19 protein-coding genes are annotated in these 23,156 nt (G+C 72.4%); 7 read left to right on the top strand and 12 right to left on the bottom strand.

Translation table 11 applies throughout. The features are described 5' to 3' along the window. Window positions 1-329 precede the first annotated feature (329 nt). Complete coding sequence (locus OG965_RS36595; RefSeq protein WP_371656377.1) at window positions 330-716, top strand: VOC family protein; 387 nt, start codon at window positions 330-332, stop codon at window positions 714-716. Then, window positions 713-1,354, top strand: a complete 642-nt coding sequence (locus OG965_RS36590) for a TetR/AcrR family transcriptional regulator C-terminal ligand-binding domain-containing protein (protein WP_371656376.1) — start codon at window positions 713-715, stop codon at window positions 1,352-1,354. The genes OG965_RS36595 and OG965_RS36590 overlap by 4 nt, the downstream gene beginning before the upstream one ends. Before the next feature lie 336 nt (window positions 1,355-1,690). Here OG965_RS36590 and OG965_RS36585 read toward each other — a convergent pair whose 3' ends face one another. Continuing rightward, on the bottom strand, window positions 1,691-2,347 hold the full coding sequence (locus OG965_RS36585; protein WP_371656375.1) for a response regulator: 657 nt from the start codon (window positions 2,345-2,347) through the stop codon (window positions 1,691-1,693). Beyond that, window positions 2,344-3,540, bottom strand: a complete 1,197-nt coding sequence (locus OG965_RS36580) for a sensor histidine kinase (protein ID WP_371656374.1) — start codon at window positions 3,538-3,540, stop codon at window positions 2,344-2,346. The genes OG965_RS36585 and OG965_RS36580 overlap by 4 nt, the downstream gene beginning before the upstream one ends. Before the next feature lie 178 nt (window positions 3,541-3,718). Here OG965_RS36580 and OG965_RS36575 point away from each other — a divergent pair, with 178 nt between their 5' ends. Continuing rightward, complete coding sequence (locus tag OG965_RS36575) at window positions 3,719-4,246, top strand: YceI family protein (protein WP_371656373.1); 528 nt, start codon at window positions 3,719-3,721, stop codon at window positions 4,244-4,246. A 234-nt stretch (window positions 4,247-4,480) separates the two neighbouring features. Here the strand turns inward: OG965_RS36575 and OG965_RS36570 are convergent, their stop codons facing one another. Next, the gene (locus OG965_RS36570; protein WP_371656372.1) at window positions 4,481-4,921 is read right to left on the bottom strand and encodes a carboxymuconolactone decarboxylase family protein; all 441 of its coding nucleotides are present in this window, start codon (window positions 4,919-4,921) and stop codon (window positions 4,481-4,483) included. Further along, complete coding sequence (locus OG965_RS36565; RefSeq protein WP_371656371.1) at window positions 4,918-5,583, bottom strand: class II aldolase/adducin family protein; 666 nt, start codon at window positions 5,581-5,583, stop codon at window positions 4,918-4,920. Before OG965_RS36565 ends, OG965_RS36570 begins: the two co-directional genes overlap by 4 nt. A 51-nt stretch (window positions 5,584-5,634) precedes the next feature. Here OG965_RS36565 and OG965_RS36560 point away from each other — a divergent pair, with 51 nt between their 5' ends. Further along, window positions 5,635-6,102 (top strand): MerR family transcriptional regulator, encoded by a 468-nt coding sequence (locus OG965_RS36560; protein WP_371656370.1) that lies wholly within the window; start codon window positions 5,635-5,637, stop codon window positions 6,100-6,102. Between the two features lie 83 nt (window positions 6,103-6,185). Here OG965_RS36560 and OG965_RS36555 read toward each other — a convergent pair whose 3' ends face one another. Beyond that, window positions 6,186-7,895, bottom strand: a complete 1,710-nt coding sequence (locus tag OG965_RS36555; RefSeq protein WP_371656369.1) for a PQQ-binding-like beta-propeller repeat protein — start codon at window positions 7,893-7,895, stop codon at window positions 6,186-6,188. A gap of 250 nt (window positions 7,896-8,145) precedes the next feature. On the opposite strand from OG965_RS36555, the gene OG965_RS36550 reads away from it, so the two are divergent. Together OG965_RS36550 and OG965_RS36545 are read left to right on the top strand one after the other, a co-directional pair. After that, a complete protein-coding gene (locus tag OG965_RS36550) occupies window positions 8,146-12,219 on the top strand; it encodes a CHAT domain-containing protein (RefSeq protein WP_371656368.1) in 4,074 nt (1,357 codons plus the stop codon). A gap of 112 nt (window positions 12,220-12,331) precedes the next feature. Further along, the gene (locus OG965_RS36545) at window positions 12,332-12,823 is read left to right on the top strand and encodes a Gmad2 immunoglobulin-like domain-containing protein (RefSeq protein ID WP_371656367.1); all 492 of its coding nucleotides are present in this window, start codon (window positions 12,332-12,334) and stop codon (window positions 12,821-12,823) included. A gap of 28 nt (window positions 12,824-12,851) precedes the next feature. Here the strand turns inward: OG965_RS36545 and OG965_RS36540 are convergent, their stop codons facing one another. The 7 genes from OG965_RS36540 to OG965_RS36510 form a co-directional block, all read right to left on the bottom strand. Next, window positions 12,852-14,036: a M6 family metalloprotease domain-containing protein gene (locus tag OG965_RS36540; RefSeq protein ID WP_371656366.1), complete on the bottom strand. Its 1,185-nt coding sequence runs from the start codon at window positions 14,034-14,036 to the stop codon at window positions 12,852-12,854. 39 nt (window positions 14,037-14,075) lie between these two features. After that, window positions 14,076-15,341, bottom strand: a complete 1,266-nt coding sequence (locus tag OG965_RS36535; protein ID WP_371656365.1) for an alpha/beta fold hydrolase — start codon at window positions 15,339-15,341, stop codon at window positions 14,076-14,078. Between the two features lie 160 nt (window positions 15,342-15,501). Further along, window positions 15,502-16,884 carry an aldehyde dehydrogenase gene (locus tag OG965_RS36530; RefSeq protein ID WP_371656364.1) on the bottom strand — a complete coding sequence of 461 codons (1,383 nt, stop codon included), beginning with the start codon at window positions 16,882-16,884 and terminating at the stop codon, window positions 15,502-15,504. Window positions 16,885-17,067: 183 nt separating this feature from the next. After that, on the bottom strand, window positions 17,068-17,976 hold the full coding sequence (locus OG965_RS36525; RefSeq protein WP_371656363.1) for a dihydrodipicolinate synthase family protein: 909 nt from the start codon (window positions 17,974-17,976) through the stop codon (window positions 17,068-17,070). A 93-nt stretch (window positions 17,977-18,069) separates the two neighbouring features. Continuing rightward, window positions 18,070-19,554: an NAD(P)/FAD-dependent oxidoreductase gene (locus OG965_RS36520; protein ID WP_371656362.1), complete on the bottom strand. Its 1,485-nt coding sequence runs from the start codon at window positions 19,552-19,554 to the stop codon at window positions 18,070-18,072. Continuing rightward, window positions 19,538-19,849, bottom strand: a complete 312-nt coding sequence (locus OG965_RS36515) for a (2Fe-2S)-binding protein (RefSeq protein WP_371656361.1) — start codon at window positions 19,847-19,849, stop codon at window positions 19,538-19,540. Before OG965_RS36515 ends, OG965_RS36520 begins: the two co-directional genes overlap by 17 nt. 179 nt (window positions 19,850-20,028) lie before the next feature. Then, the gene (locus tag OG965_RS36510) at window positions 20,029-21,186 is read right to left on the bottom strand and encodes an NAD(P)/FAD-dependent oxidoreductase (protein WP_371656360.1); all 1,158 of its coding nucleotides are present in this window, start codon (window positions 21,184-21,186) and stop codon (window positions 20,029-20,031) included. A 215-nt stretch (window positions 21,187-21,401) separates the two neighbouring features. Here OG965_RS36510 and OG965_RS36505 point away from each other — a divergent pair, with 215 nt between their 5' ends. Then, on the top strand, window positions 21,402-23,153 hold the full coding sequence (locus OG965_RS36505) for an ABC transporter substrate-binding protein (protein ID WP_371656359.1): 1,752 nt from the start codon (window positions 21,402-21,404) through the stop codon (window positions 23,151-23,153). The last annotated feature ends 3 nt before the right edge of the window (window positions 23,154-23,156 follow it).

Here is a 23,156-nt window from a genome sequence, read left to right as displayed (position 1 = left end):
GCCCGGCCCGACGCCAGCGACACCGGACAGCCGGTCACACCCGAAAGGCCGCCCGCGAGCCCCGGACAGTGGCTGCACACCGTAACCCGAAGAAACACCCCGGCCCCCAAACCGGCCAGCACCTCCATGCGCACCCCGCCGCCGGACCAAACCCGAGCCCCCGCCATGCGCAACAAAAAATCCCCAACCAGCTCTCCCCACAGAGCAGATGAGGCACCGAACCCCCTTCCCCAACAACCTCTCCCCCTGTTACGATCCGATCCGGACCGAATCGAAATAACGACCGGCCCCGCTGACCCACCAACCCCTGACCGAAAGGCTCCGACCTCATGCTGCGCGTCAAGGACTTCGACCACCTCGTCCTCAACGTCCAGAACGTCGAGCGCGCCCTCGACTTCTACACCGGCCCCCTCGGCCTCGAACCGGTCCGCGTCGAGGAATGGCGGGCCGGCAAGGTGCCCTTCCCCTCCGTCCGGGTCAGCCCCACGATGATCATCGACCTGTTCGACCGTCCGCGCGGCGAGTCGAACGTCGACCACATCTGCCTCGTCGTGGACCCGCTGGACTGGCAGCAGGTCATCGACTCGGGCACCTTCACCGTGCTGGAGGGCCCCGTGCCGCGCTTCGGCGCGCGGGGCAGTGCCACCTCCGTGTACGTCCAGGACCCGGAAGGCAACACCGTCGAGCTGCGGTGGTACCCGCAGGACGCCGAGTGAGTGCGGCCGGGCGCCCGCGCGACCCGGCGATCGACGCCGCCGTCCTGGCCGCCACTCTGGAGATCCTGCGTACGGACGGCTACACGGGCTTCGCCCTGGAGGCGGTCGCCGCACGGGCGGGCACGACCAAAGCGGCCATGCGCCGCCGCTGGCCGCTGCGCCAGAACCTCCTCATCGACGCGCTCGCCTCGATACTCGCCATCCCGCCCGTGCCGGACAACAACTGCACCCGCTGCGACCTCATGCAGAGCGTGAGGTTGCTGGACGAGGCCCTGCACGAGCGGCTGCCACGCGGCGTCCTGGCACCGCTGGTCGCCGACTGCGCCCGCGTACCGGAGTTGCACCGGCGACTGATGGAGGTGCTCGTCCAACCCAGCAGGCAGGCCGCCACCACAGCCGTCGAACAGGCCGTCAGCCGCGGCGACCTGCGCCCCGACGTCGACCCGCACGTTCTCGTCGACCTCCTCGCCGCCTCCGTCTACCAGCGCGCGCTCCTGGGCGACACCACCACGGCCCGTCCGTCCGCAGCCGACACCGTCGACCTCCTCCTGCGCGGCGCGGCAGTCGACTTCGACCGCCTCGTCCGCATCAGCCAAACACCCGCCCACCTCCGCCAGCACCCAGCCAGCCACACCTGACCACCCCAAGCACCCTGGCCGAGGCTTGAGTTCATACCTCGCGGGGGATGCCATCGCCTCGATCGGAGCCCGGCGTATGGCGTCCCGCCCCGCTCACGGAGATCACGGCCGTGGTCGACCCGGCCAAGCTCGCACTGATGGACTGATGGACCTGCCCGATCCGGTGTGAGTCCCTGTCTGGGCCGTACCCACAGCGGCGCGACTGTGACCCTGGGGGCGGCCCGTCAGGACTGAGGCCCAACCCTGCCCTCACGCGGGCAACGCCGCGTGCTTCCCCGAAACGTACCGAGCGACCTGAGCATGCCCGTCCGCCATGCCAGGTGCCACGCCAGGTCCCTACGCCCCCACGATCCCCGCGTCATGGGCCAGCAGGCCCGCCTGGGTGCGGTTGGTGCAGTTGAGTTTGTCCAGCGTTCGCGACACGTAGCCCTTGATCGTGGCCTCGGAGAGGAACAGGCGGGACGCGATCTGCGCGTTCGAGAGGCCCTCGCCGAGGCCGGTCAGGACCTGGAGTTCGCGTTCGGTGAGCGTGGCGACCAGGTCGCGGGCTCGGTCGCGGGTCGAGAGGCTGTCCGTGGAGGCGGCGATCAGGCGGCGGGCGGCGGACGGGGAGAGGACGGTGTGGCCCTGGGCGGCCGTCCGTACGAGGCCGATCAGCTCCTCCGGCGGGGTCGACTTGACCAAGAAGCCCGAAGCCCCGGCCCGCAGGGCGCGCAGCACGTACTGGTCGGCGTCGAAGGTCGTCAGCACCACGATGTGCGGTGGCTGCGCGAACGCGTTGATGTGCTCGATCGCGGTCAGCCCGTCCATGCCCGGCATGCGCAGATCCATCAGGACGACGTCCGGGCGGCTGCGCCGGACGGCCTCGACGCCGGACGCGCCGTCGTGTGCCTGGTCGACGACCTCCAGGTCATCGGCCGAGTCGAGAATGGTGCGCAGGAACACGCACACCATGGGTTCGTCGTCCACCACCACTATGCGCACCACGGTCATACCGCCCGTTCAGGCGTCGGGACGTATGCGGGCAGCATTGCCTCGACGCTGAAGCCGCCGTCGGGGGCAGGTCCCGCGCGCAGTGTGCCCTGGACGAGATCGATGCGTCGGCGCAGATGCTCGATGCCCAGGCCGGAGCCGGTGGCCGCGAGGGCGCTGCGGGGGCTGCCCGTCGGGGCCGTGTTGTGGACCGTGATGCGCACCCGCGTCTCCTCGTACCGCGCCCGTACGGTCACCCGGGCGCCGGGCGCGTGCTTGCGTACGTTGGTCAACGCCTCGCGCAGTACGCGGTAGGCGGTGCGGCCGACCACCGGTGAGGCGAGGGCCGGGTCGCCGTCCTCGATCAGTTCTGTCGGTGTGCCCACCGCGACGGACTCGGCGACCAGGTCGGCGAACGCCGCCACCGAGGGCGTGTGGTCGCCCTCGGGCGCGGTGCGCAGAATGCCGACCAGGTCCCGCAGTTCTTCCAGGGCCTGGCAGCCCGCGGCACGCAGTTCCTCCGCCGCCTGCCGGGTCGCCTCGTCCCCTGCTGTCACCCGCAGGGCTCCGGCCTGCAGCACCATCAGGCTCACCCGGTGCGTGACGACGTCGTGCATCTCCCCGGCGAGCCGGGCGCGCTCCTCGGCGCGGGCCTGTTCGGCGAGCAGGTGGCGTTCCCGCTCGGCCCGCTCGGCGCGTTCGACCAGGGCCAGGACCATCCGCCGGCGGGCGTCGAAGTACAGAGCCAGCAGCGGTCCGACCGCGGTGCGCAGCAACCCGTTCGTCATGACGGTGACCGACGGCTCCCAGGGCCGCATGATGACGAGGGTGAAGGCGGCGAGTACGAGGAACGCCGTGCGGCGGTCGTTGCGGCAGAAGAACGGGCCGTAGGCGGCCACCATGGTCGCGTAGGGGGCCCATACGTTCGTGTCGGTGGCGGGTGTCAGCGCGCCGGCCGGTGAGTTCAGCAGCGTCACCGCGAGCGTGAACGCGCCGAGCACCCCGACGACGGCGAGCGGGGCGACGCGGCGGAAGGCCAGCGAGGCACAGGCGAGCGCCTGCGCGCCCAGCATCACCCAGGCGAGGGCGCCCGGGTGGTCCGGCCACCAGCTGAGGCCGATCAGCGTGGCGCCGGTGTCGAGTACGACGAAGGCGACCGCGATCGCCACGTCCACGGCCACCCGGTGCCGACGGTGGCACGGTCCGTCTGTCATGACGCTTACGGTAGGGCATGCGTCCCGCCGCCCCGCCCGCGCCCGGATCAGGCCCTGCTTCCGGCCCGTACGGACCCTACGAAAGTCGTATGCCGAGCGCGACGACCAGCCGTTGGTCGCTTCGGGAGCCGACCGCTCGCCCTGCCGGATCACGGGCCCGCTGCCGTGGAATGGGGCCATGGATGCGACAGACAAACCCACCGCCGAACCCACGCCGACGACTCCCCGGCTCGGCCGCTACACGATCAGCACGGACCGTTCGTCCATCACCTTCAAGAGCCGACACCTCTTCGGTCTCCTGCCCGTGCGCGGCACGTTCGCGATCCTCGGCGGCACGGTCGACGTGGCCGAGCCGCTGTCCGGTTCGCGGGTGCGCGTCGAGGTCGAGGCGGCGAGCTTCGGCACGGGCAACGACCGCCGGGACACCGACGTACGGTCGGCGAGGTTCCTGGACACCGACCGGCACCCGCTGATCACGTTCGTCGCCGAGCGGGTGGACACCACGTCCGTCTCCGGCACGCTCACCGTGTGCGGGATCTCCCGGCCCGCGAGCCTTGCGATCGTGCGCACGGAGATACGTACGGCCTCGTTGACCGTCCGTGCCACCACCCGGGTGGACCGCACCGACTTCGCGGTGACCGCCGCCCGCGGGCTGGCGGGGCGTCATCTCGGCCTGACGCTGGACGTCACGTGCGTACTCGCGTAACACCGTCAGATGTGCACCGGCGCGCGGCAGTCCGCCTTGTCCAGCCCGGTCGTGGTCGAAGACCTGCACAAGCGGTACGGCGCGGTGTCGGTCGTGCAGTTCGTCCTGTTTCCGCTGGTGTTCATCTCGGGCACGTATATCCGACCTGGCCACAGCCACACGTCGCACGACCGAGGGCCGTCACCGCGCGCATACCGCGGTGACGGCCCCGCCCGTTGCGGAGCGAGTCGTGGTTCAGAGCGGAACCCGGCCACCGGGTGGATGGGTTGGCCCGTCCTCGTCACCCTCGCCAGGCGGCAGGAGTTCGGCGATGATCTCGGTGCCGAGTGCGTACGCCGGCACGCCCGCGGTGATGAGCGCGGTCTCGGCGACGCCGATGAGGTCGGCGATGCCGGCTCCGGCGTGGAGTGCGCCCTGGGCGTGGATCCGGGCGGGGTGTGCCCGGCCGAGGGCCAGCAGCTGTCCGAAGTGGACGAGTTGCTGCACCCGCGCTCCCAGCGGATTGTCGGTCAGCACGATGTGGCGCAGTGCCGCGATCGCCTCTTCGGTCGGGAGCCGGTCGAATTCCTGGGCCAGGCGCAGCCGCTCCTGTACCCCGCTCGGAACGGTTCCGAGGGTGGAGCGGTAGCGGTCGCGTACGGCTTCCGTACGGGAGGCGAGGGTCTCGTCGGTCATGCCGTGGCCTTCGCGATCGCGGCGCGTACCGCCTCCTGGGCGCCCGGAGGGAAGTCCACGGCTCCGCCGATCGCCGCCGCGGCGATCTCGGCCTCGGCGCTCTCCTCGATCGCCACCACGAGGTGGGCGGTGGCCGCCGAATCCGGGCCGAACACCAGGAGGCCGTGGTTGGCCAGCAGGACCGCGGACGTCGTCGGGCACCGCTCCAGGACGTCGGCGATTCCGCGCACCGACACGTCCGACCCACGAGGTCCCCAGGGAACCACCGGGACGTCCTCGGCCTGCCCGAAGCGCAGCATCGGCTCGGTGCGGCACGGCAGCGGCCGGTGGGCGACGGCGAAGGCGGTGGCGGAGGGCGAGTGGGTGTGGATGATCGCGCCCACGTGGGGCCGGGCCCTGTACACGGCGCTGTGCATCGCGATGATCTCGGCGCTGACGGACTGCAGTTCGCCCGCCAGGACCTGCCCGTCGAAACTCACCGTCGCCAGTTGCTCGGGCCGCAGTCCGTGGACGAACCCCGGCGTCAGCAGGAGGCTTTCACCGTCGAGCCTGGCGCTCAGGTTGGCGTGCCCGGAGTGGGACATCACCCCGGCCGCGAAGAGCTTCTCCGCGGCCTCCACCAGCTGGTCGGCCCGCTCTTTCACCAGGTACGTGTCGCTCATACCGCATCTCCCAAGTGTGCTGCCAGCGGCGGCTCGTTCGCCGCTGTCCACGTGCCGACCACTCTCCAACTTGAACTAAGGTTCAAGTCAAATGCCGGCACCGACGAGAAGCACGAGGAGCGGAACGTGCGCATGACGATCGGCCAACTCGCCGAGATCACCGGAGTGCCCGCTTCGGCCATCCGGTACTGGGAGCGGCACAGCCTGCTGCCCGCACCCGAACGCGAGAGCAGGCAGCGGCGCTATCCGCCGGAGGCCGCCGAGCGGATCACGGTGCTGCGCAAGTGCCAGCAAGCCGGGCTGACCCTGGCCGAGATCAGCGAGTTCCAGCGGGACCAGCCGCACAGAGAGGCGATGATCCGCGCCAAGATCACCGAGATCGAGCAGCGCATGGTCGATCTCGACCACGCCCACCAGCTCCTGACGCATGCCGTCAAGTGCAGCGAGGACGACATCGTCAGGTGCCCGAAGTTCCGGGAGCAGATGGCGGGGTGGCACACACCGAAGGCGACGCCGTGAACTCCCGGCTGCCGGCGTCGCCGTACGGGCCGCCCACCCCCTGAAACTGATTCACACGAAGCCACCCCGGGTCAGCCCTGTCGTCACTTGCCGAAGGACAGGAGCGTGCGGTCCTTCTTCTGGGCCGTGGGGCTGTGGACACGGCCGTTGAGCAGGAAGAAACGGCCGCCGGACCAGATCATGCGGGGGGTGAGGTAGAAGGTGCGTTCGGCGCCGGCCGCCGCTGCCGGGGTCTGCAGGAGGGTCTGGGGAGCGCCTCCGGTCGCCGCGATGGTGGCGACCGCGGCGGAGTCGTCCGGACCCTTGCCGGGCTGGACGTACACCACGGCCTTGCCGCCCTCGACGGCCAGCGGCCGCATGGCACGGCCGTGGGACTCCTTCGTACGCCACTTCTCCTTGCCGTTGCCAAGGTCGACGGCTACGACCTCGTTGGTCTCCGGTTCGCCGAGCACGGCCCCCTCCGAGCCCGCGGTGCCGAGGTAGAGGGTGGCCGCGTCGGTCGCCGCGAAGGTGCAGGCGTGGAGGTCTCCGCTGCCGTCGCCGAAGCCGTCGCACGCGCCGGTGACCTTGAACTTCGGTTCGACCTGCCAGCGGACCCTTCCGTCCGGCGCGAACGTCGTGATGTTCCACGCCTTGGTGTCGCTGTTGCGGGCGGCGACGACCAACGGGTCGGTGGAGTAGATCCGGCCGACCGTCCAGCCCGGCGCGAACTTGTAGTTCCACTTGGACTTGCCGGTGGCCGGGTCGAGTTCCTCGATCAGTTGCTGCGTCTTGGTGACGTCACCGGAGCCCGGGCACAGGCCGACACCGATCAGCCTGGTGCCGCCGCCGACGGAGTAGGGGCTGCAACCGACGGTCTTCCACGTGCCGAAGAGCTTCTTGCCGTCGACGGCCGAGAAACCGCTCGCGTAGGCGCTGTGGCTGACGGCGACGGTATCGCCGGTGACCGCGAGCCGGAACTCGTTCGTGGTGTCGTACGAGGACTCCTGCGGCACCTCGATCTTCCAGCCCACCTTGCCCGTGGCCAGATCGATCTGCTGGAGGTACTTGCAGTGGGCGCGGGCGGTGTTGTTCTCCAAGGTCGCGATGACCAGCTTGCCGTGGGCGGTCGGTGCCTGCGCGGCGCCGCACACGGGTGTCTCCAGCGACACGCTCCACTTCGGCGCGCCGTCGGCCACCGCGTGACCGGTGACCTCCTTGTACATGGCCCTGGCCACGAGGTCGCCGAGCCGCCACGGGCCGAACTGCTTGCCGCCCGCCGAGGTCAGCTGGGTCTCGTTCTCGCGCACCCAGACGCGTGCCTCGCCCGCTTTGATCCCGTCGTTGAATCCGTCACCGCCGCTCGCACCGCCATTGCCGCTGCCGGTGCCGTCGCCGAGGTCGGCCGAGGGGGAAGTGGAGGGCGTGGCGGGGTCGCTTGCCCGCGCGGCAGGTTTGGCGGGCTTGTCGTCGTCGCCAGTGGCGACGTACACACCGCCGCCGATGGCCAGGAGGCCCGCGACCACCGCAGCCACGATCACCACGGGCTTGCGGCGGAAGGGGCCTTGACCGCCGTTGCCCGGCGGGGTCGGCGGGGTCGGCGGGACAGGTGGCGGAGTCTGGGCGTACGGTGCCGGGCTCGGCGGGCCGTAGCCACCGGGGTACGGCGGCTGCGGCGGGTAGCCGGCGCCGCCCGGGGGTTGGCCGTAGCCACCGGGCTGCACCGGCCCTGGCTGACCGTAACCGCCGGGCTGTGCATACGGGTTGCCCGGAACCGGCTCCTGCGACGGCTGTTGACTGGGCGGCTGGCTCACAGCGACATTCCCCCCGAATTCGCTAACGAAATCACTACCTTGACCACTCGGGGCTCTTTCTATCACTCCGCACAACAGGCCTCACATGCTGCTACACCCTGTTGCCCGGCGCGGTACGGGGCGGGGGATTCCATGACGTGGACAGCAAGCGGTCGAGCGGCCTGCGGCCGGTACCTGATCGGCCCGCTGCTGCATCATCCGGCCCGCCGAGGGCAATCCACGCGAACCCCTGCGAGGAGCGTCCGGCTTCATGACACTCGAAGACGCAGGAGCAACCGGGGCGGGCAGCGGAGGGGCGGGCCGGGTGGCGGAGAACGGGGCGGCGGAGAACGGGCCGGGCGAGCCGGAAGCGCTCGGCGCGGTACAGGGGCACCTCAAGACGATCGCCGACACGGGAGATCCGTCCTCGATCCTCGGCCGGGACGTGGCGGCCGACGTGGCACGTCTGGAGGAGCAGTTCCCCGGGAACCGGACGATGGGCGGCGTCCTCGCCCTGGGGTGGGTGGAATGGCACCGTGCGCGGGCCTCCGCGGGCGAGGTCGCGCAGTTCCATGAGACGTTCGCTGTGCTGTGCCTCCTGCCCGCCTTCCTCGCCGGAGAGGCATACGTGCCCAGTGCGTCGCTGCCCCAGGAGTTGCTCCCGAAGCTGGCAGAGGCCGCGATGCAGCCGGCTATACGGATGCTTCAGGACGCCGGTGACAAGGCGACCCTGGATCCGGCCACCAGGGCCGCCTGGGCCTGGATGCGTATCGTCGGCCACCTCCCGGTGGGCCCCGCGAGCGCGGGCGCACTCGCCAATCTGAGCGTTGCCCTAAGGCTGTCGGGCGAGCGGGGCGGTGGCGCCGAAAACCTCGACCGGGCCGTCGACACCGCCCGCCACGCCGTCACGACGATGGCCGACGACGAACCGCAGCGGCCGGCGGCGATGGGCATCATGGCGACCGCCCTGTGGTCCCGGTACGAGTACACGGCCGCCCCGGAGGACCTGGACGCGGCAGTGGAGGCCGCACGCGCCTGTGCACGCGCCGGCCACTCCGAGGACCCCCTGCACCCGAACGGCGTGCAACTCGCCGCACAGCTCCTGCACTTGCGCTACGAGCGGTCGCGGTCACTCGGCGATCTGGACGAGTCGATCAACTGGATGCGCCGGCTGGTCGCGGCGACCGTCCCCGAAGATCCTCTGCTCGCCCGGCTGCTGGCCATGCTGGGCGAGTGGCTCGCCATCCGCGCGGCGCGGACCCAGGACACCCGGGTCATGGACGAGGCCGCCGAGACCGCGCGACGCGCCGCCGCCGCGGCGCCGGACGACGACGCGCAGGCCCAGCTCGCCGTCGCGGGGGTCTGGCACACGCTCTTCGAGCACACCGGGGATCCGACGGCTCTCAAGACGGCGAGGGATCTCGCGGTACGGCACGCCCGCGCGCTGTCCCCCGAGTCCGCCGGGCGGGCCCGCCACCTGGCCAACGCCTCCCTCACCGCGCTCTCCGCCCATGCGCACACCGGTATTCGCGACGACCTCGACGTCGCCGTCGAACTGGGCGAGACGGCGCTCGCCGCGGCGCCCGCCGGACACGCCGACCGGGACATGGCGCTGCGCGCCCTCGGCGGCGCGCTCGCCCATCGCTTCCAGAGCGACGGACACCTCGAAGACCTCGACCGCGCGCTCGCTCTCAGCCGTGAGCTCCATGACGCGCCGGGCGCCGGGCACGCTCCCTCCCTCGATCTGTCCAACCTGAGCCTCATGTACCGCGCCCGCTTCCTGCGCTCGGGTGAGCCCGCCGACATCGCCCGGGCGATCGAGGCCGCCGAGTCGGCCGCCGTACACGCCGCCGACCCGCGTCACCGTGCCCGGGCCCGGCAGCAGCTCGCGCTCTGCCTCGTCAGGCGTTCATCCGCCGAGGGCCGCCCGGACGATCTGGACGAGGCCGTCGAACTGGGCCGCGCGGCCCTCGCCGACACTCCGCGCGACCATCCCGACTGGGTGACGATCATCGCGAACAACGCGCTGGCGTTCCTCACCCGGTACGAGCACAGCGGCGCACTGGAGGACATCGACGCGTGCCTCGCCTCGGTACGCGACGCGAGCAGCCGACTGGAGCCCGGCCATCCCGCCCACCCCCAACTGCTCAACAACGAGGGGTACGCGCTGCTGACCCGGTACCACCGCACCCGGTCGGCCGCCGAGCTCGACGCGGCCATCGACAGCACCCGGAGCGCCGCGGAACTGATGGCACCCGTCGACCCCCGGCTGCCCGGATGCCTGTCCAATCTGTGCCTGGCGCTGCGCGACCGCTTCGACCTCACGGCCGCACCGGCCGACCTGGACGAGGCGATCGCCGTCGGCCGCCGAGCCGTCGCGGCGACTGCCTCAGGCAATCCGGCGCGTGCCACCCACCTCAACAACCTCGGCTACAGTCTGCTGGCCCGGGCCTTCCAGGACCCCACGGACACCGCCGTACGCGACGAAGCCGCCCGCGCCTTCCGCGAAGTCCTGGACATCCTTCCGGCAGGCGCTCCCTCACGGACCTATCCGCTCGTCAACCTCGGGCAGTTGCTCGTCCTGACCGCTGCCACGGACCAGGAAGCGGAACCCGCCGAGTCGGCGGCCGTCAGCGCGTTCACCGAGGCCTGGGAGCTGACCGGGACCGCGCCCCTGCGCCGCCTCAGCGCCGTACGCGCCGCCGCACGCCTGCTGTCCCACCGGCAGCCGGCCCGGGCGGCGGAGCTGCTGGAGGCGGCCGTGGACGTTCTGCCCGCGCTCACCCCGCGCATGCTGGCCCGTACCGATCAGCAGAGTCTGCTCGGCACCTGCTTCGAACTCGCCGCCGACGCCGCCGCGCTCGTCCTCACCGCGGGCGACGAACCGACGACGCCTCCCCCGGCCGCCGACCCGGCCGCGTCCAGGGCTCTGCGGCTGACGGAGGCGGGGCGCGGCGTCATGCTCGGCCAGGCACTCGACACCCGGGGCGAGGTCACCGACCTGCGCCGCCGACTGCCCGAACTCGCCACGCGCTTCCTCGCGATACGCGAACGGCTCAACGCGGCCTACGCGGACGACGCCCCCGGCGTATGGGCGTCCGCCGAGCCCTGGTACCCGGCCACGGAAGCCCGCCGCGACCTCGCCGCGCGGTTCTCCGCCGTCCTGGACGAGATCAGGTCCCGGCCCGGCTTCGACCGGTTCCTGCTGCCGATGGAGCTGCCGGACCTGCTGGCCCAGGCCGCGTACGGGCCGGTGGTGGTCTTCGCCGTGAGCGGCCACGGCAGCCACGCCCTGCTGATCCGCCCCGACGCCGTCACCGCGCTGCCCCTGCCCGGCCTGGACCGGGACACCGTGAGGCAGAGGGCTCAGGACTTCACCGCGGCGCTGAGGTGGGCGCCGAGTCCCACTCCCGCCCGCAGCGAACCGGCCCTGCACACCCTCAACTCCACCCTGGAGTGGCTGTGGGACGTCGCGGCGGAGCCCGTCCTGACCGCGCTCGGTCTCACCTCTCCCCCGCCTCCGGGACACCGGGCTCCCCGCGTGTGGTGGAGCCCCGGCGGGTTGCTCGGCCTGCTCCCGCTGCACGCCGCCGGATACCACCGGGGCGCCACGGGCAGTTCAGGGGCGACCGTCATGGACCGCGTGGTCTCCTCCTACACGCCGACCCTGCGCGCACTGCGCCATGCCCGCCGTCCCCTGCCCCCGCGCTCCCCGCACCGCGCGCTCGTCGTCACGATGCCGCTCACCCCCGGCGCCCCTCCGCTGCCGCACACGGCCGAGGAGGAGGGGTACGTACGCACCCATACGCCGGATCCGCTGGTGCTCACCGCGCGGCGGCGCAGCCACCCGGACGCCTCGACGCAGGAAACCGCCCCGAGCATGCGCGAGGACGTGATGTCGGCGATGGGCGACTGCTCCCTGGTCCATTTCGCCTGTCACGCCGTCAGCGACCCCGTCGACCCGTCCCGCAGCCGTCTCCTGCTGCAGGACGCCCCGCTCACGGTGAGTGGCCTGGCCGCCCTGGACCTCGACCATGCCGGGCTGGCCTTCCTCTCCGCGTGCAGCACCGCCTCCACGGGCGTGCCGCACCTGGCCGACGAGTTCGTCAACCTCGCCACCGCGTTCCAACTCGCGGGCTTCCGCGGTGTGGTGGCCACGCTCTGGCCCGTGTACGACAGCCACGCGTCCGAACTCGCCCGGCTGTTCTACACGGCCCTGGGCAGCCCGTCCGGCCTCACTCCCGACCGGGCCGCCCGGGCACTGCACGACGCGGTCCGCCACCTGCGCGACCGTATGCCCGACCGCCCCGACACGTGGGCGGCCCATCTGCATTCCGGCGCGTAGTGGGCAGCCGGGATGCGCGACGCCCGCGAAATCGGCCGACGGGTGCCATTGTCTTCCGCCGTTCGGCCGCCGAAGCTGCGAGTGCCGAACGATTCACGACCTGGGAGGCTTCATGACCAACCGCATGGACCAACCGCGCGCCCTCGATCTGGTCGGCAACCCGATCCACGTCGGCGGGGTCGCCACCGGATTCGAGGCCGCCCTGGAGTACCGCATCAGTGACGGCCACCACCAGGTGACCGGCACGTTCAGCGTGGGAGGCGGCACCGGTGAGCACGGGCAGTTCCATCTCGCCGTCGACGTCGGCCACGCGTCCTTCCAGGTCGACCGACTGCTCGTCCAGGTCTTCGAAGCGAGCGCCAGGGACGGCAGCGAGATCAACGCCGTCACCGTTCCGGTCATCTACGGGCCGCGCATCGTGCCCGGTTACTACGGCTACCGCGAGCACAAGGTGGTGAAGGGCGACACGCTGTCGGCCATCGCCAAGTCGTACTACGGCGACGCCTCCCTCTACTCGCGCATCGTGCGGGCCAACCCGGCACAGATCTCCGACCCCGACAAGATCGTGCCCGGACAGGTCCTCCGCGTCCCGATCGGGTCATAAGGACGTACAGCCTTGCCTCGTCGGCGGCTCACCCCTTGCTGATCCGTACCGTGTCCCCCGCCGGACCGCCCGCGAGGACGTCGATGCGGGCGCCGGTGTCGGGGTCGGTGAAGCTCTGTCCTGCGGTCCGGGCCGCCAGGTCCAGGGCGGTGCAGCCGGTGGGCACGGTGGTGGGGTGCGTCGGGGCGATCCGGACCGGGCCCTCGCCGGTCGCGGCGGCCGAGTCGACCTTGTAGACGAGGACGCCGGTGGAGCAGGCGGCCGTGTCGTTGCCCTCGGCGCGGCGCGACTCCGCCACGTACGCGGTCGTCCCGCCGGTGCGCAGGACGGCGATCTTCGTGCCGCCGGGGCGTTCCACCGGGGTGAGGCGCACGGTGCGCTGCCCCGGTGCGGCCAGGCAGGCGACCTGGTCGTCACGGATCCAGCCGAGTTTCCAGGAGTGCCAGCCGAGGTACTGGGGGGCGGCCCCGGCGATGTTGCCCATGACGTCCCAGCCGCCGACGTACTGATGGGTGTCCCCGGTGAAGGAGTACAGGTCCGGGAGACCGAAGGTGTGGGCGGTCTCGTGGTCGGCGACCTTGGGGCCCCAGCGCCACATGTCCTGGCCGAAGGTGACACCCCACTTCACCCGGGTGCCGTCCGCCGTGATGCCCGCGGTGGCCGGGTCGTAGAGGTAGGTCGGGGAGAAGGGGACGGCCGTCGCCGCCTTGGTGGGGACGATGTACACCATGTCGTAGCGCGAGAAGTCGGCGTAGGGGTCGGCTGCGGTGACCGCGTCGCGTACGTACTTCTCGTGCGCCTCGAAGGTGATGCCGCGCGCGAAGTCGTACGAGGTGGAGGCGGCGGGCATCCGTATCCAGCGGCGCAGTGGGGTGAGGGCGAGACGGGAGCGGCCGTAGCTCGCCGCTCGCATCCACTGGGCGGCCGGGGCGAGTTGGGCCGCGTAGGGCGCGGTGGAGCCGGTCTCCGGTGCGTCGGGGAAGTCGACGAACAGGGTGAGGACGCGGTGGGTGCCGGTGGACGGCTGGAACTGGGTGCGGTCGGTGTCGTGGCCCTCGTCGGTCCAGCCCGTCCGGCCGGGCAGCGCACAGGCGGCGGGGGCGGCCGGGTGCGGCCGGGGTGCGGCGCTCGCCGCGCTGCTCCCGGCCAGGCACATGGTGAGGGCGACGGCAGCGGTGGCGAGGGGGCGCGGTCGGAGCGAGGGGGCGGACATGGCTCTCCTCCTGGAGGCGGGCGGAAGGGGTGGGGCCGGTCAGGCGCGGCCGGCGGCCAGGTCCATCAGGCGGGCGAGGACCCGGCCGCCCGAGGCGGTGAGCCCGTCGTGCTCCCACTCGTTGGTGACCCAGACGCGGCAGGCTCCGACCTCGCGCGCGGTGCGCAGTGAGAGCCCCGCGTCCACGTACATGTCGTCGTGGTAGACGATCGCGGCGAGCGGGACCTCGTTGGCGGCGAGGCGGTCCATGTCGTACAGCGGCGGCCAGTCGGTGCGTCGGGCCAGCAGGTCCGCGGCCCCGGCGAAGGGACGCAGGGCCGCGATCTCCTGGAACATCCAGGGGTAGATCATCTCGCCGGTGAGGAGGAACGGGTCGGCGTCGTCGGCGAATTCGGGGAAGTCGCCGAGGGCACGGGCGGCGGCCCAGCCGGTGGCCGAGGCGCCCTGGCCGTAGAGGGTCTCCTGCAGAACGGCGAAGAGGGGGTTGCCGGTGAAGCCGGTCATGCTCATCATCTGGTGGAGGAACGTGTCGGTCAACTCCCCCTCCGCGTCCAGGGCTTCGTCGAGCAGCCAGTGGATCCGCTCGTGGCCGTCGCCCATGCCGAGGGCGAGGCCGAGGGCGCGCAGGCGACGGGGGGTGAGCCGGTCCCCGTCGGGCAGCCGTACGTCGGTGGCCGAGAGGAGGTCCGCGATCTCGCGCAGACGGGCGGCGTCGTCGGGGTAGCGGGCGTAGAAGTCGAGGACGCGATCGCGCACCCGGGGGTAGGTGCGGGCGTACACGTCGTCGGCGGTGGCCGCGAGACCCGGCAGTCCACCGGCGACGTAGCAGGCGCGCAGCCCCTCGGGGGCCTGCGACAGATAGGTGAGGGTGAGGAAGCCGCCGTAGCTCTGGCCGAGGGTCTCCCAGGGTTCGTCGCCGCACAGGCGGCGCCGGATCAGCTCGGCGTCGGCGACGATCGCGTCGGCGCGGAAGTGGGCCAGGTGGTCCGCGAAGGCGGCCGGGGACGGGAACTTCGCGGCCGTCCGACCCGTTACGGGAGTGGAGCGGCCGGTGCCGCGCTGGTCGAGCAGGAGCACCCGGTGGGTCTTCAGGGCGTGGTCCAGCCACCCGGGCGAACCGGCGGACGGGCGGGGCGACTTGCCGCCCGGGCCGCCCTGGAGATACAGGAGCCAGGGCAGTCGCTCGCCCGCCCGGGCGCGGTCGACGACCTCGCGGGCGAAGACCTGGAGGGTCGGGCCGTGCGGGGCCGCGTGGTCGAGGGGGACGGTGAAGACGTGGTCGACGGTTGCGTACGCCGGGTTCATGGATGCCTTTCGCGGCGCGGGCGCCGCCGTGTGCTGTGTGACGTTTCTTGAGGGAGCATGGCGCGGGCGGCCCCCCGGCGAGGAGCCCTCGTTCCCGCATAACGTCGCGTTATGGAGGCCGGGGGCTGGTCCCGCCGGAGCGGACCGCGCGCGTACGAGGTCACATCGCTCGTGAGGGCGACAGGGTGTAGGTGCGGCTGGAGGTGTAGAACTCCAGGGCGGCCCGGCCCTGTTCACGCGGCCCGTGGCTGGATTCCTTGGTGCCGCCGAACGGGAGGTGGAAGTCGACGCCGGTGGAGGGGGCGTTGACGCGGATCATCCCGGTGTCGAGCCGGTCGAATCCGTGCAAGGCGGTGTCCAGGTCGGCGGTGTGCACCGAGGTGACCAGGCCGTACGGGACCGAGTTGGTGATCCGTACCGCGTGGGCGAGGTCGTCGGCGGGCAGCAGGGCGGCGATGGGGCCGAAGACCTCCTCGCGCAGCAGGGGATGGGCCGGGGAGACCTTTTCCACCAGGGTGGGGGCGGTGTACCAGCCGGGGTGCCGGGGCGCGGTCCCGCCCGCGAGCACGTCCAGGCCGCGGGAGGCCTCGCCCACCCGGTCGCGGGCGCGCTCGCTGATGAGCGGCCCGCATACGGTGTCCGCCGAGGCCGGGTCGCCGACCGGGAGCGCCCGGAGCGCTTCGGCGAGGGCCTCGCGCAGCGGGTCGAGGGCAGCGCCGACGGCGATGACACGGCTGGTGGCGGTGCACTTCTGGCCCGCGTATCCGGCGATGGCGGCGGCTATGTGGGCGGCGGACCGCGCGATGTCGGCGTCCGGCAGGACGATCGCGGCGTTCAGGCCGCCCATCTCCGCCTGGACCGCGATGCCCCTCTCGGTGGCGGCACGCGCCACCGCCCGGCCGACGCCGGTCGAGCCGGTGAACGAGACGACATCGGCGCAGCGGACGAGCGCGTCTCCTTCAGTGGCCCCACCGGGCAGCACCGTGAACACCCCGGCCGGAAGGGCGTGTTGGAGGATCTCGGCCAGGCGCTGGGCACAGGCCGTGGCTTCGGGCGCGGGCTTGAGCACCACCGTGTTGCCCACGGCGAGCGCGGGGGCGGCCTTCCAACTCGGGATGGCGAAGGGGAAGTTCCACGGGGTGATGAGCCCGGCGACGCCGTGCGGCCTGCGGCGGGTGAGCAGCAGCCCGGATCCGGCGGCGGGTTCGTGGACCGCGCCGACGGGTTCGTAGGGGGCCTGGGCGTAGTACCGCCAGATGGCGACGGTACGGGCGACCTCGGCCCGGGCCTCGGTGAGCGGCTTGCCCACCTCGCGCACGGCGAGCGCCGCCAGTTCGTCCGCCGCGGCCTCGACCGCGCCGGCGGCGGCGCCGAGCGCGGCCGAACGCGCGGCCGCCCCGCCGAGCAGCCATCCCGGCTGGACCGCACGGGCCCGCTCCACGGCGTCGGCGGCGGCACGTGCCCCGGGAGCCGGGATCCGGACGAGGACGTCGGCGGGGTCGGCCGGGTTGCGGGAGATGAGGTGAGTGACGTCAGCGGTCACGGGAGGGGTCCTCCAAGGAAAGGGACGGACGTGCGGGTCGGGGAACTGCCGAGGAAGTACTGGGCAGTTGAGGTGAGCCGGGCCCGGCCGGTGACGGGCGCCGCGGCGCGCGGGCAGGCGGCGGGAGAACCGCGCCGCCTGCCCGCGAGCTGGCAACGCCCGACCGGCGGCGCGCCGGACGGATCAGCGGTGGCCGTCGGCCACGGCCTTCTCGGTGGCCAGCCGCACCCCCACCTCGATCTCCCCGGAGAGCGGGGCGCGCGGCGGGCGGACCGGGCCGCCGGGCCGGCCCGCGATGTCCATGGACAGCTTGATGGACTGGACGAACTCGGTCTTCGAGTCCCAGCGCAGCAGCGAGTGCAGGGAGCGGTAGAGCGGCACGGCCGTGGCCAGGTCACCGGCGACGGCGGCATGGTAGAGCTCGGCGCAGGAGGCGGGGAAGGCGTTGGGGTATCCGGCGATCCAGCCGACCGCGCCCGCGAGGGCGAGTTCGAGGAGCACGTCGTCGGCGCCGATCAACAGGTCGAGCTCCGGGGCGAGTTCGGCGATCTCGTACGCCCGGCGCACATCGCCGCTGAACTCCTTGACCGCGACGATGCTGCCCTCCTGGTGCAGCGCGGCGAGGAGCGGGGGCGTCAGGTCGACCTTGGTGTCGATGGGGTTGTTGTAAGCGACGACCGGCACTCCGGCCCGCGCCACCTCGGCGTAGTGGGCGCGCACGGACTGTTCGTCCGCCCGGTAGGCGTTGGGCGGGAGCAGCAGGACCGAGCCCGCGCCCGCCTCGGCGGCCTGCTCGGCCCAGCGGCGGCTCTCGGCGCTGCCGTACGCGGCGACGCCGGGCATCACCCGGGCGCCGTCGCCCGCCGCCTCCACGGCGGTGCGGACCACCCGGGCGCGCTCCTCGTCGGTGAGGGTCTGGTACTCACCGAGGGAGCCGTTCGGCACGACACCGTCGCAGCCGTTGTCGATCAGCCAGCGCACATGGGCGGCGTAGGCGTCGTAGTCGACGGACAGGTCGTCACGCAGGGGCAGGGCGGTGGCGACCATGATGCCGCGCCAGGGACGGGTGGGGTTCCAGGTGGTGGTGGCCATGTCGGCAACCTCTCTATGTGATGTGACATTTCATTGATGGGCGCAAGGGGCAGCAGGTGGTGCGGGGAGCCCCTGGAGGGGCCCGCACCTGGGTCAGTCCGTGTGCGGGGCGGAATCGGGGGCGTCGAGCGAGCCGAGTGCGCGGAGCGGTACCGGCACGGCGAAGGGCCGCCGCTCGGGGGCCGGATCCGCGAGCGGGTCCGCGTCGCCGTGCGGCGCGGCCAGACAGGCCACGGCCGCACCGCACATCCGGCCCTGGCACCAGCCCATCCCGGCCCTGGTGAACAGCTTGACGCTGCGCGCGTCGCGCGCCCCGAGGTCGGTGACCGCCGCGCGGACGCTCCGCGCGGTCACCTCCTCGCACCGGCACACCTCGGTGTCGTCGGCGAGCCACTGCTGCCAGCCGGTACCCGGCGCGTGCGCGGCGGCCATGGCGTCGGCGAAGACGCGCATCCGGTCCCGGCGGCGCTCCAGTTCCCGGACGCGGCCGCGACGGGCGGGGCGCCCGCGCAGCCGGGCGGCGATCGCGAGTGCGGCCAACTCCCCTTCCACGCCCGCCAGTCGGGCCCCGCCGACGCCGCCGGGCTCCCCCGCCGCCCACAGGTCTCGTACCGAGGTCTCCTGGGAGGCGTCCAGGGCCAGGGCGGTGGTCCGGTCGGGGGTGGTGCGGGTGGCGCACCCCAGGGTCGTGGCGAGTTCGATCTGCGGTGCCAGGCCGTGGCCCACGGCCAGCGCGTCGCACTCGATCCGGCGGCCGCTGCCGGGCACGGGCCGCCAGTCGCGGTCGAGCCGGGACACGGTGACCGCCTCCACGCGGTCGGTGCCGTGCACCTCGGTGACGGCGCTGCGGGTGCGCAGCCGTACCCGGTGGCGCAGCAGCGCTCCGCCGTGCACGGCCGCCTCGGCGAGTTTGCGCGGGTTGGCCGCGAGCGCGTATGGGTGTCGGGCGTAACCCAGGTAGCCGGACGCCTCGATGACGGCGGGCACCCGCGCCCCGGCGGCGGCCAGCGAGGAGGCGACCGCGAGCAGCAGGGGGCCGCTGCCCGCCACGACGACGCGTCGGCCGGGGAGCACGAGGCCGGACTTGAGCATGGCCTGGGCCCCTCCGGCGCCCACGACACCGGGCACCGTCCAGCCGGGAAAGGGCAGTTGGCGCTCGTACGCGCCAGTCGCCAGCAGCACCGCCCGGGCTCGCACCCGCACCGCGCGCTCCTCGCCTCCGTCGGCCCCGGTGACGGCGTGCACCGCCCAGGGGCCGCCGTCGCCGTCGCGGGTGACGGTCCACACGTGGTGGCCGCCGAGACGGTCCACCGCGCTCGCCTCCAGGCGACGGCGGAGCCCGGTGAAGAGGGACCAGTCGTGGTGGAGGGCCTCGGGGCGGGCCGCTCCGGTGGCCGGTGCCGGGTGCCGGAAGAACTGCCCGCCGATCTGCGGCGAGGCGTCCAGCAGGGCGACGGACAGGCCGAGTTCGGAGGCGGTGACGGCGCCGGCGAGCCCGGCGCAGCCGGCGCCGATCACCGCGAGATCGTACGGGTCGCTCGCCTCGGGCGCCGCGGGCGTCTCAGCCGAGGGACGCATGTCCGTGTCCTTCCTGGGTGACCACCGTGTCTCCGGGACGGGCGGGCACCAGACAGGCCCTGCGGTTGGGCTGCCCGTTGATGGTGGCGAGGCAGTCGTAGCACTGCCCGATGCCGCAGAACACGCCGCGCGGGCGGCCGGTGGTGCGGGTGGTCCGCCAGGCGAGGATGCCCGCGCCCCACAGCGCGGCGGCGACGGACTGGCCGGGCAGAGCGGGCACGGGCTGGTCCTCGAAGGTGATCTCGAACGATGGGCCGGTGCGCGTCCCGACCAGGTCGGCGGGGGTTCGGGCCACGGGAAGCCTCCTTGTGCGGCGGGCGGGGTCGGTCCATCCGCAGGAGTACGGAGCGGACGGACAAGGGGGATGGCAGGGGCGCTCCTCCAGGAAGCCCGGGAAGCCCGGGAGGTCCGGGAGGTCCGGGAGGTCCGGGAGGTCCGGGAGGAGGCTCGCGCGGAGGGCGAGCCGGGCTCGGCTCAGCCCTTCGACGCGAACCGGCCGGGGGCGAACGGGGCGATGTCCAGCGGCAGTTGGCCGCCCGTCACGCACGCCGCCACGATCAGCCCGGTGACCGGGGCGAGCCCGACCCCCGCTCCTTCGTGGCCGCAGGCGTGCAGGAGGCCGGGCACCGCGGGGTCGGGGCCGATGGCGGGCAGATGGTCGGGCAGATAGGGGCGGAAACCCGCGTACGTACGCAGCGCCCGCACCGTGCCCAGGACCGGGAAGAGGGCGACGGCCTGGGCGGCGAGACGACGCAGCGCCTCGGTGGACAGGGTGCGGTCGAAGCCGACCCGCTCCCGGCTGGCGCCGATCAGGACCGGGCCCGCGGCGGTGCCCTCGACCACCGCCGAGGTCTGGAGCGCCGCGGAGTCGCTGGCGACGTCGGCGACGTAGTCCGCCGCGTACACCTTGTGCCGCACCACACGGGGCAGCGGCTCGGTGACCAGGACGAAGCCGCGGCGCGGCAGGACGGGCAGCTCCACGCCCGCGAGCCGGGCGATCTGGCCGCCCCAGGTGCCCGCCGCGTTCACCACGTACGGGGCGTGGATCCGCGCGCCGCTCGCCGTGCGCACCCCTCTCACCTCGCCGCCTTCCCCGGTGAGCAGATCCGTGACGTCCTCGCCTAGCCGCAGGCGGATGCGGTCGCCGCCCGCGCGCAGCAGATGGGCCGCGGCGAGGGCGGGCATGACCTGGGCGTCCTGCGGGTAGTGGTAGCCGCCCGCCAGGCCCGGGGCCAGGTGGGGCTCCAGGTCGTTCAAGCGGTCCGCCGGGACCTCCTTGACCCGTACACCGGCGCTCTCCTGCCGGGCCGCGAAGCCGCGCAGGGCCGCCATCCCGGCCTCGCCGGAGGCGACGACCAGGCCGCCCTTGGGTTCGTACTCGATCTGCGGCGGGAGCAGTTCGGCCAGCTCGCGCCACAACTCGGCGGAGGCGAGGGCGAGGGAGAGTTCGGGGCCGGGCTCCTTGTCGGAGAGCAGGAGGTTGCCCTCGCCGGCGCCGGTGGTGCCGCCCGCGACGGGGCCGCGGTCGACGACGGTGACGGTGAGGCCGGCGCGTGCGGCGTAGTAGGCGCAGGCCGCGCCGACCACGCCCGCACCGATGACGATGACGTCCGAGGATGTTCTCGTGGGCACAGCAGTAATATTTCACATTGCACTGCGTTGGCCAAGAGGTGAGCCAGGAGAAGCCAAGAGGTACTTCCTGGCGGCCCGTTGGGACACGAGTAGGTAAAGGAGTGGCCAATGGGTTGTCAGTACAATTTCACATTACTATGTTACAGGTCACATTCCAGCCAGCCCCGGCTGTCAGCTGGCTGTCAGACTGCCTCGCGCTCTCGGAGTGACCACTGATGAACAAGCGCACCCTCACCGCCCTCGCCACCGCCCTGGCGGCGTCCCTCGCCCTCGGGGCGACCGGCTGCTCGAAGACCAAGCACTCGGACGCGGGCCCGGACGCCGGGGGCAAGAACCCGGCGACCGCCAACGCGGGCACCGTCGTGGGCGGCACTCCCCAGAAGGGCGGCACCCTGACCGTCCTGTCCAACCAGGACTTCACCCACCTCGACCCGGCCCGCAACTGGGTCATGAACGACATGGACTTCGGCACCCGGCTGCTCTACCGCACCCTGGTCACCTACAAGGCCGCCCCCGGCACCGGCGGCGGTGAGCTCGTACCCGACCTGGCCACCGATCTGGGCACCTCCTCCAACGGCGCGAAGACCTGGACCTTCCACCTCAAGCCGGGGGTCAAGTACGAGGACGGCAGCCCCGTCACCGCCAAGGACGTCAAGTACAACGTGGAGCGGTCCTTCTCGCCCGACCTGCCCGGCGGCGCCGACTACGCGGCCCGCTACCTCGCCGGCGCCGAGGGCTACCAGGGCCCGGCCCAGGGCAAGCACCTGGACTCCGTCAAGACGCCGGACGACCACACGATCGTCTTCGAACTGCGCAAGCCCTTCGCGGAGTTCCCCAACGCCACCGTGATGCCGACCTTCGCGCCGGTCCCCCAGGCCCAGGACAAGGGACCCCAGTACGACAACCGGCCGTACTCCTCGGGCCCGTACAAGATCGAGTCGTACGAGCGCGGCAAGAAGATGGTGCTGGTCCGCAACACCCACTGGGACGCCGCCACCGACCAGGTGCGCAAGGCGTACCCGGACAAGCTCGTTGTGGTCATGGGGCTCAAGCCCAACCAGATCGACGACCGGCTCATCGCCTCCCAGGGCGCCGACGCCTCCGCCGTCTCCTGGGGCGCCCTGCGGCCGGAGAGCGCGGCCAAGGTGCTGCCCAGCGCCGAGATCCGCAAGCGGCTGATCGCCGAGTCCACCAACTGCACCGACATGGTCCAGATGAACACCGGGCACGCCCCGTTCGACAACGTGAAGGTCCGTCAGGCCGTGCAGTACGCCCTCGACAAGGACTCCGTCCTCACCGCGTCCGGCGGCCCCGCCTTCAACGACCCCTCCACCGCGTACATGCCCGCCTCCCTCTTCGGCGGCAAGCAGCCCGACACTGTGAAGGTGCCCGTGGCCGGCGACGTGGCCAAGGCCAAGCAGCTCCTCAAGGAGGCGGACAAGCCGGACGGGTTCACGACCAAGATGACCGTCTCGACCGGCGACAAGGGCCGCGCCGAGGCGATCCAGCAGGCGCTCGGCAAGGCCGGGATCAAGGTCACCATCGAGACCGTCGACCCGTCCGCGTTCTACGCGACGATCGGTGACACCAAGAACCGGACCGACATGGTCTACACGGGCTGGTGTCCTGACTACCCGTCAGGATCCACCTTCCTGCCCTTCGTCTTCGACGGCCGCTACATCAAGGAGAAGGGCAACTCCGGCAACCACTCGCTCTTCCGCGACGACGCCACCATGAAGAAGATGGACGAGATCGCCGCCATGACGGACGCCAAGCAGGCCAACGCCGCATGGCAGCAGCTGGACGGCGAGATCCTCGCCAAGGCCCCGACCGTACCGGTCCTGGTGCGCCGCTGGCCGCTGGTGCTCGGCACCAACATCGCGGGCGCCTACGGCCAGACCTCCTTCGGCGGTCAGCTCGACTACGCCACGGCCGGCCTCAAGGACCCCTCGAAGAGCCAGGGCTGAGGG

The organism is Streptomyces sp. NBC_00224, from assembly GCF_041435195.1.
Lineage (GTDB): Bacteria > Actinomycetota > Actinomycetes > Streptomycetales > Streptomycetaceae > Streptomyces.
The sequence above is the reverse complement of the archived record's forward strand: the minus strand, read 5'-3'. Positions and strand labels throughout refer to the sequence as shown.

Coding starts and splice junctions, on each gene's coding strand:
- OG965_RS36595 (WP_371656377.1), top strand. CDS start 330: ATGCTGCGCGTCAAGGACTTCGACCACCTCGTCCTCAACGTCCAGAAC.
- OG965_RS36585 (WP_371656375.1), bottom strand. CDS start 2,347: ATGACCGTGGTGCGCATAGTGGTGGTGGACGACGAACCCATGGTGTGC.
- OG965_RS36580 (WP_371656374.1), bottom strand. CDS start 3,540: ATGACAGACGGACCGTGCCACCGTCGGCACCGGGTGGCCGTGGACGTG.
- OG965_RS36575 (WP_371656373.1), top strand. CDS start 3,719: ATGGATGCGACAGACAAACCCACCGCCGAACCCACGCCGACGACTCCC.
- OG965_RS36570 (WP_371656372.1), bottom strand. CDS start 4,921: ATGACCGACGAGACCCTCGCCTCCCGTACGGAAGCCGTACGCGACCGC.
- OG965_RS36565 (WP_371656371.1), bottom strand. CDS start 5,583: ATGAGCGACACGTACCTGGTGAAAGAGCGGGCCGACCAGCTGGTGGAG.
- OG965_RS36550 (WP_371656368.1), top strand. CDS start 8,146: ATGACACTCGAAGACGCAGGAGCAACCGGGGCGGGCAGCGGAGGGGCG.
- OG965_RS36545 (WP_371656367.1), top strand. CDS start 12,332: ATGACCAACCGCATGGACCAACCGCGCGCCCTCGATCTGGTCGGCAAC.
- OG965_RS36540 (WP_371656366.1), bottom strand. CDS start 14,036: ATGTCCGCCCCCTCGCTCCGACCGCGCCCCCTCGCCACCGCTGCCGTC.
- OG965_RS36535 (WP_371656365.1), bottom strand. CDS start 15,341: ATGAACCCGGCGTACGCAACCGTCGACCACGTCTTCACCGTCCCCCTC.
- OG965_RS36525 (WP_371656363.1), bottom strand. CDS start 17,976: ATGGCCACCACCACCTGGAACCCCACCCGTCCCTGGCGCGGCATCATG.
- OG965_RS36520 (WP_371656362.1), bottom strand. CDS start 19,554: ATGCGTCCCTCGGCTGAGACGCCCGCGGCGCCCGAGGCGAGCGACCCG.
- OG965_RS36505 (WP_371656359.1), top strand. CDS start 21,402: ATGAACAAGCGCACCCTCACCGCCCTCGCCACCGCCCTGGCGGCGTCC.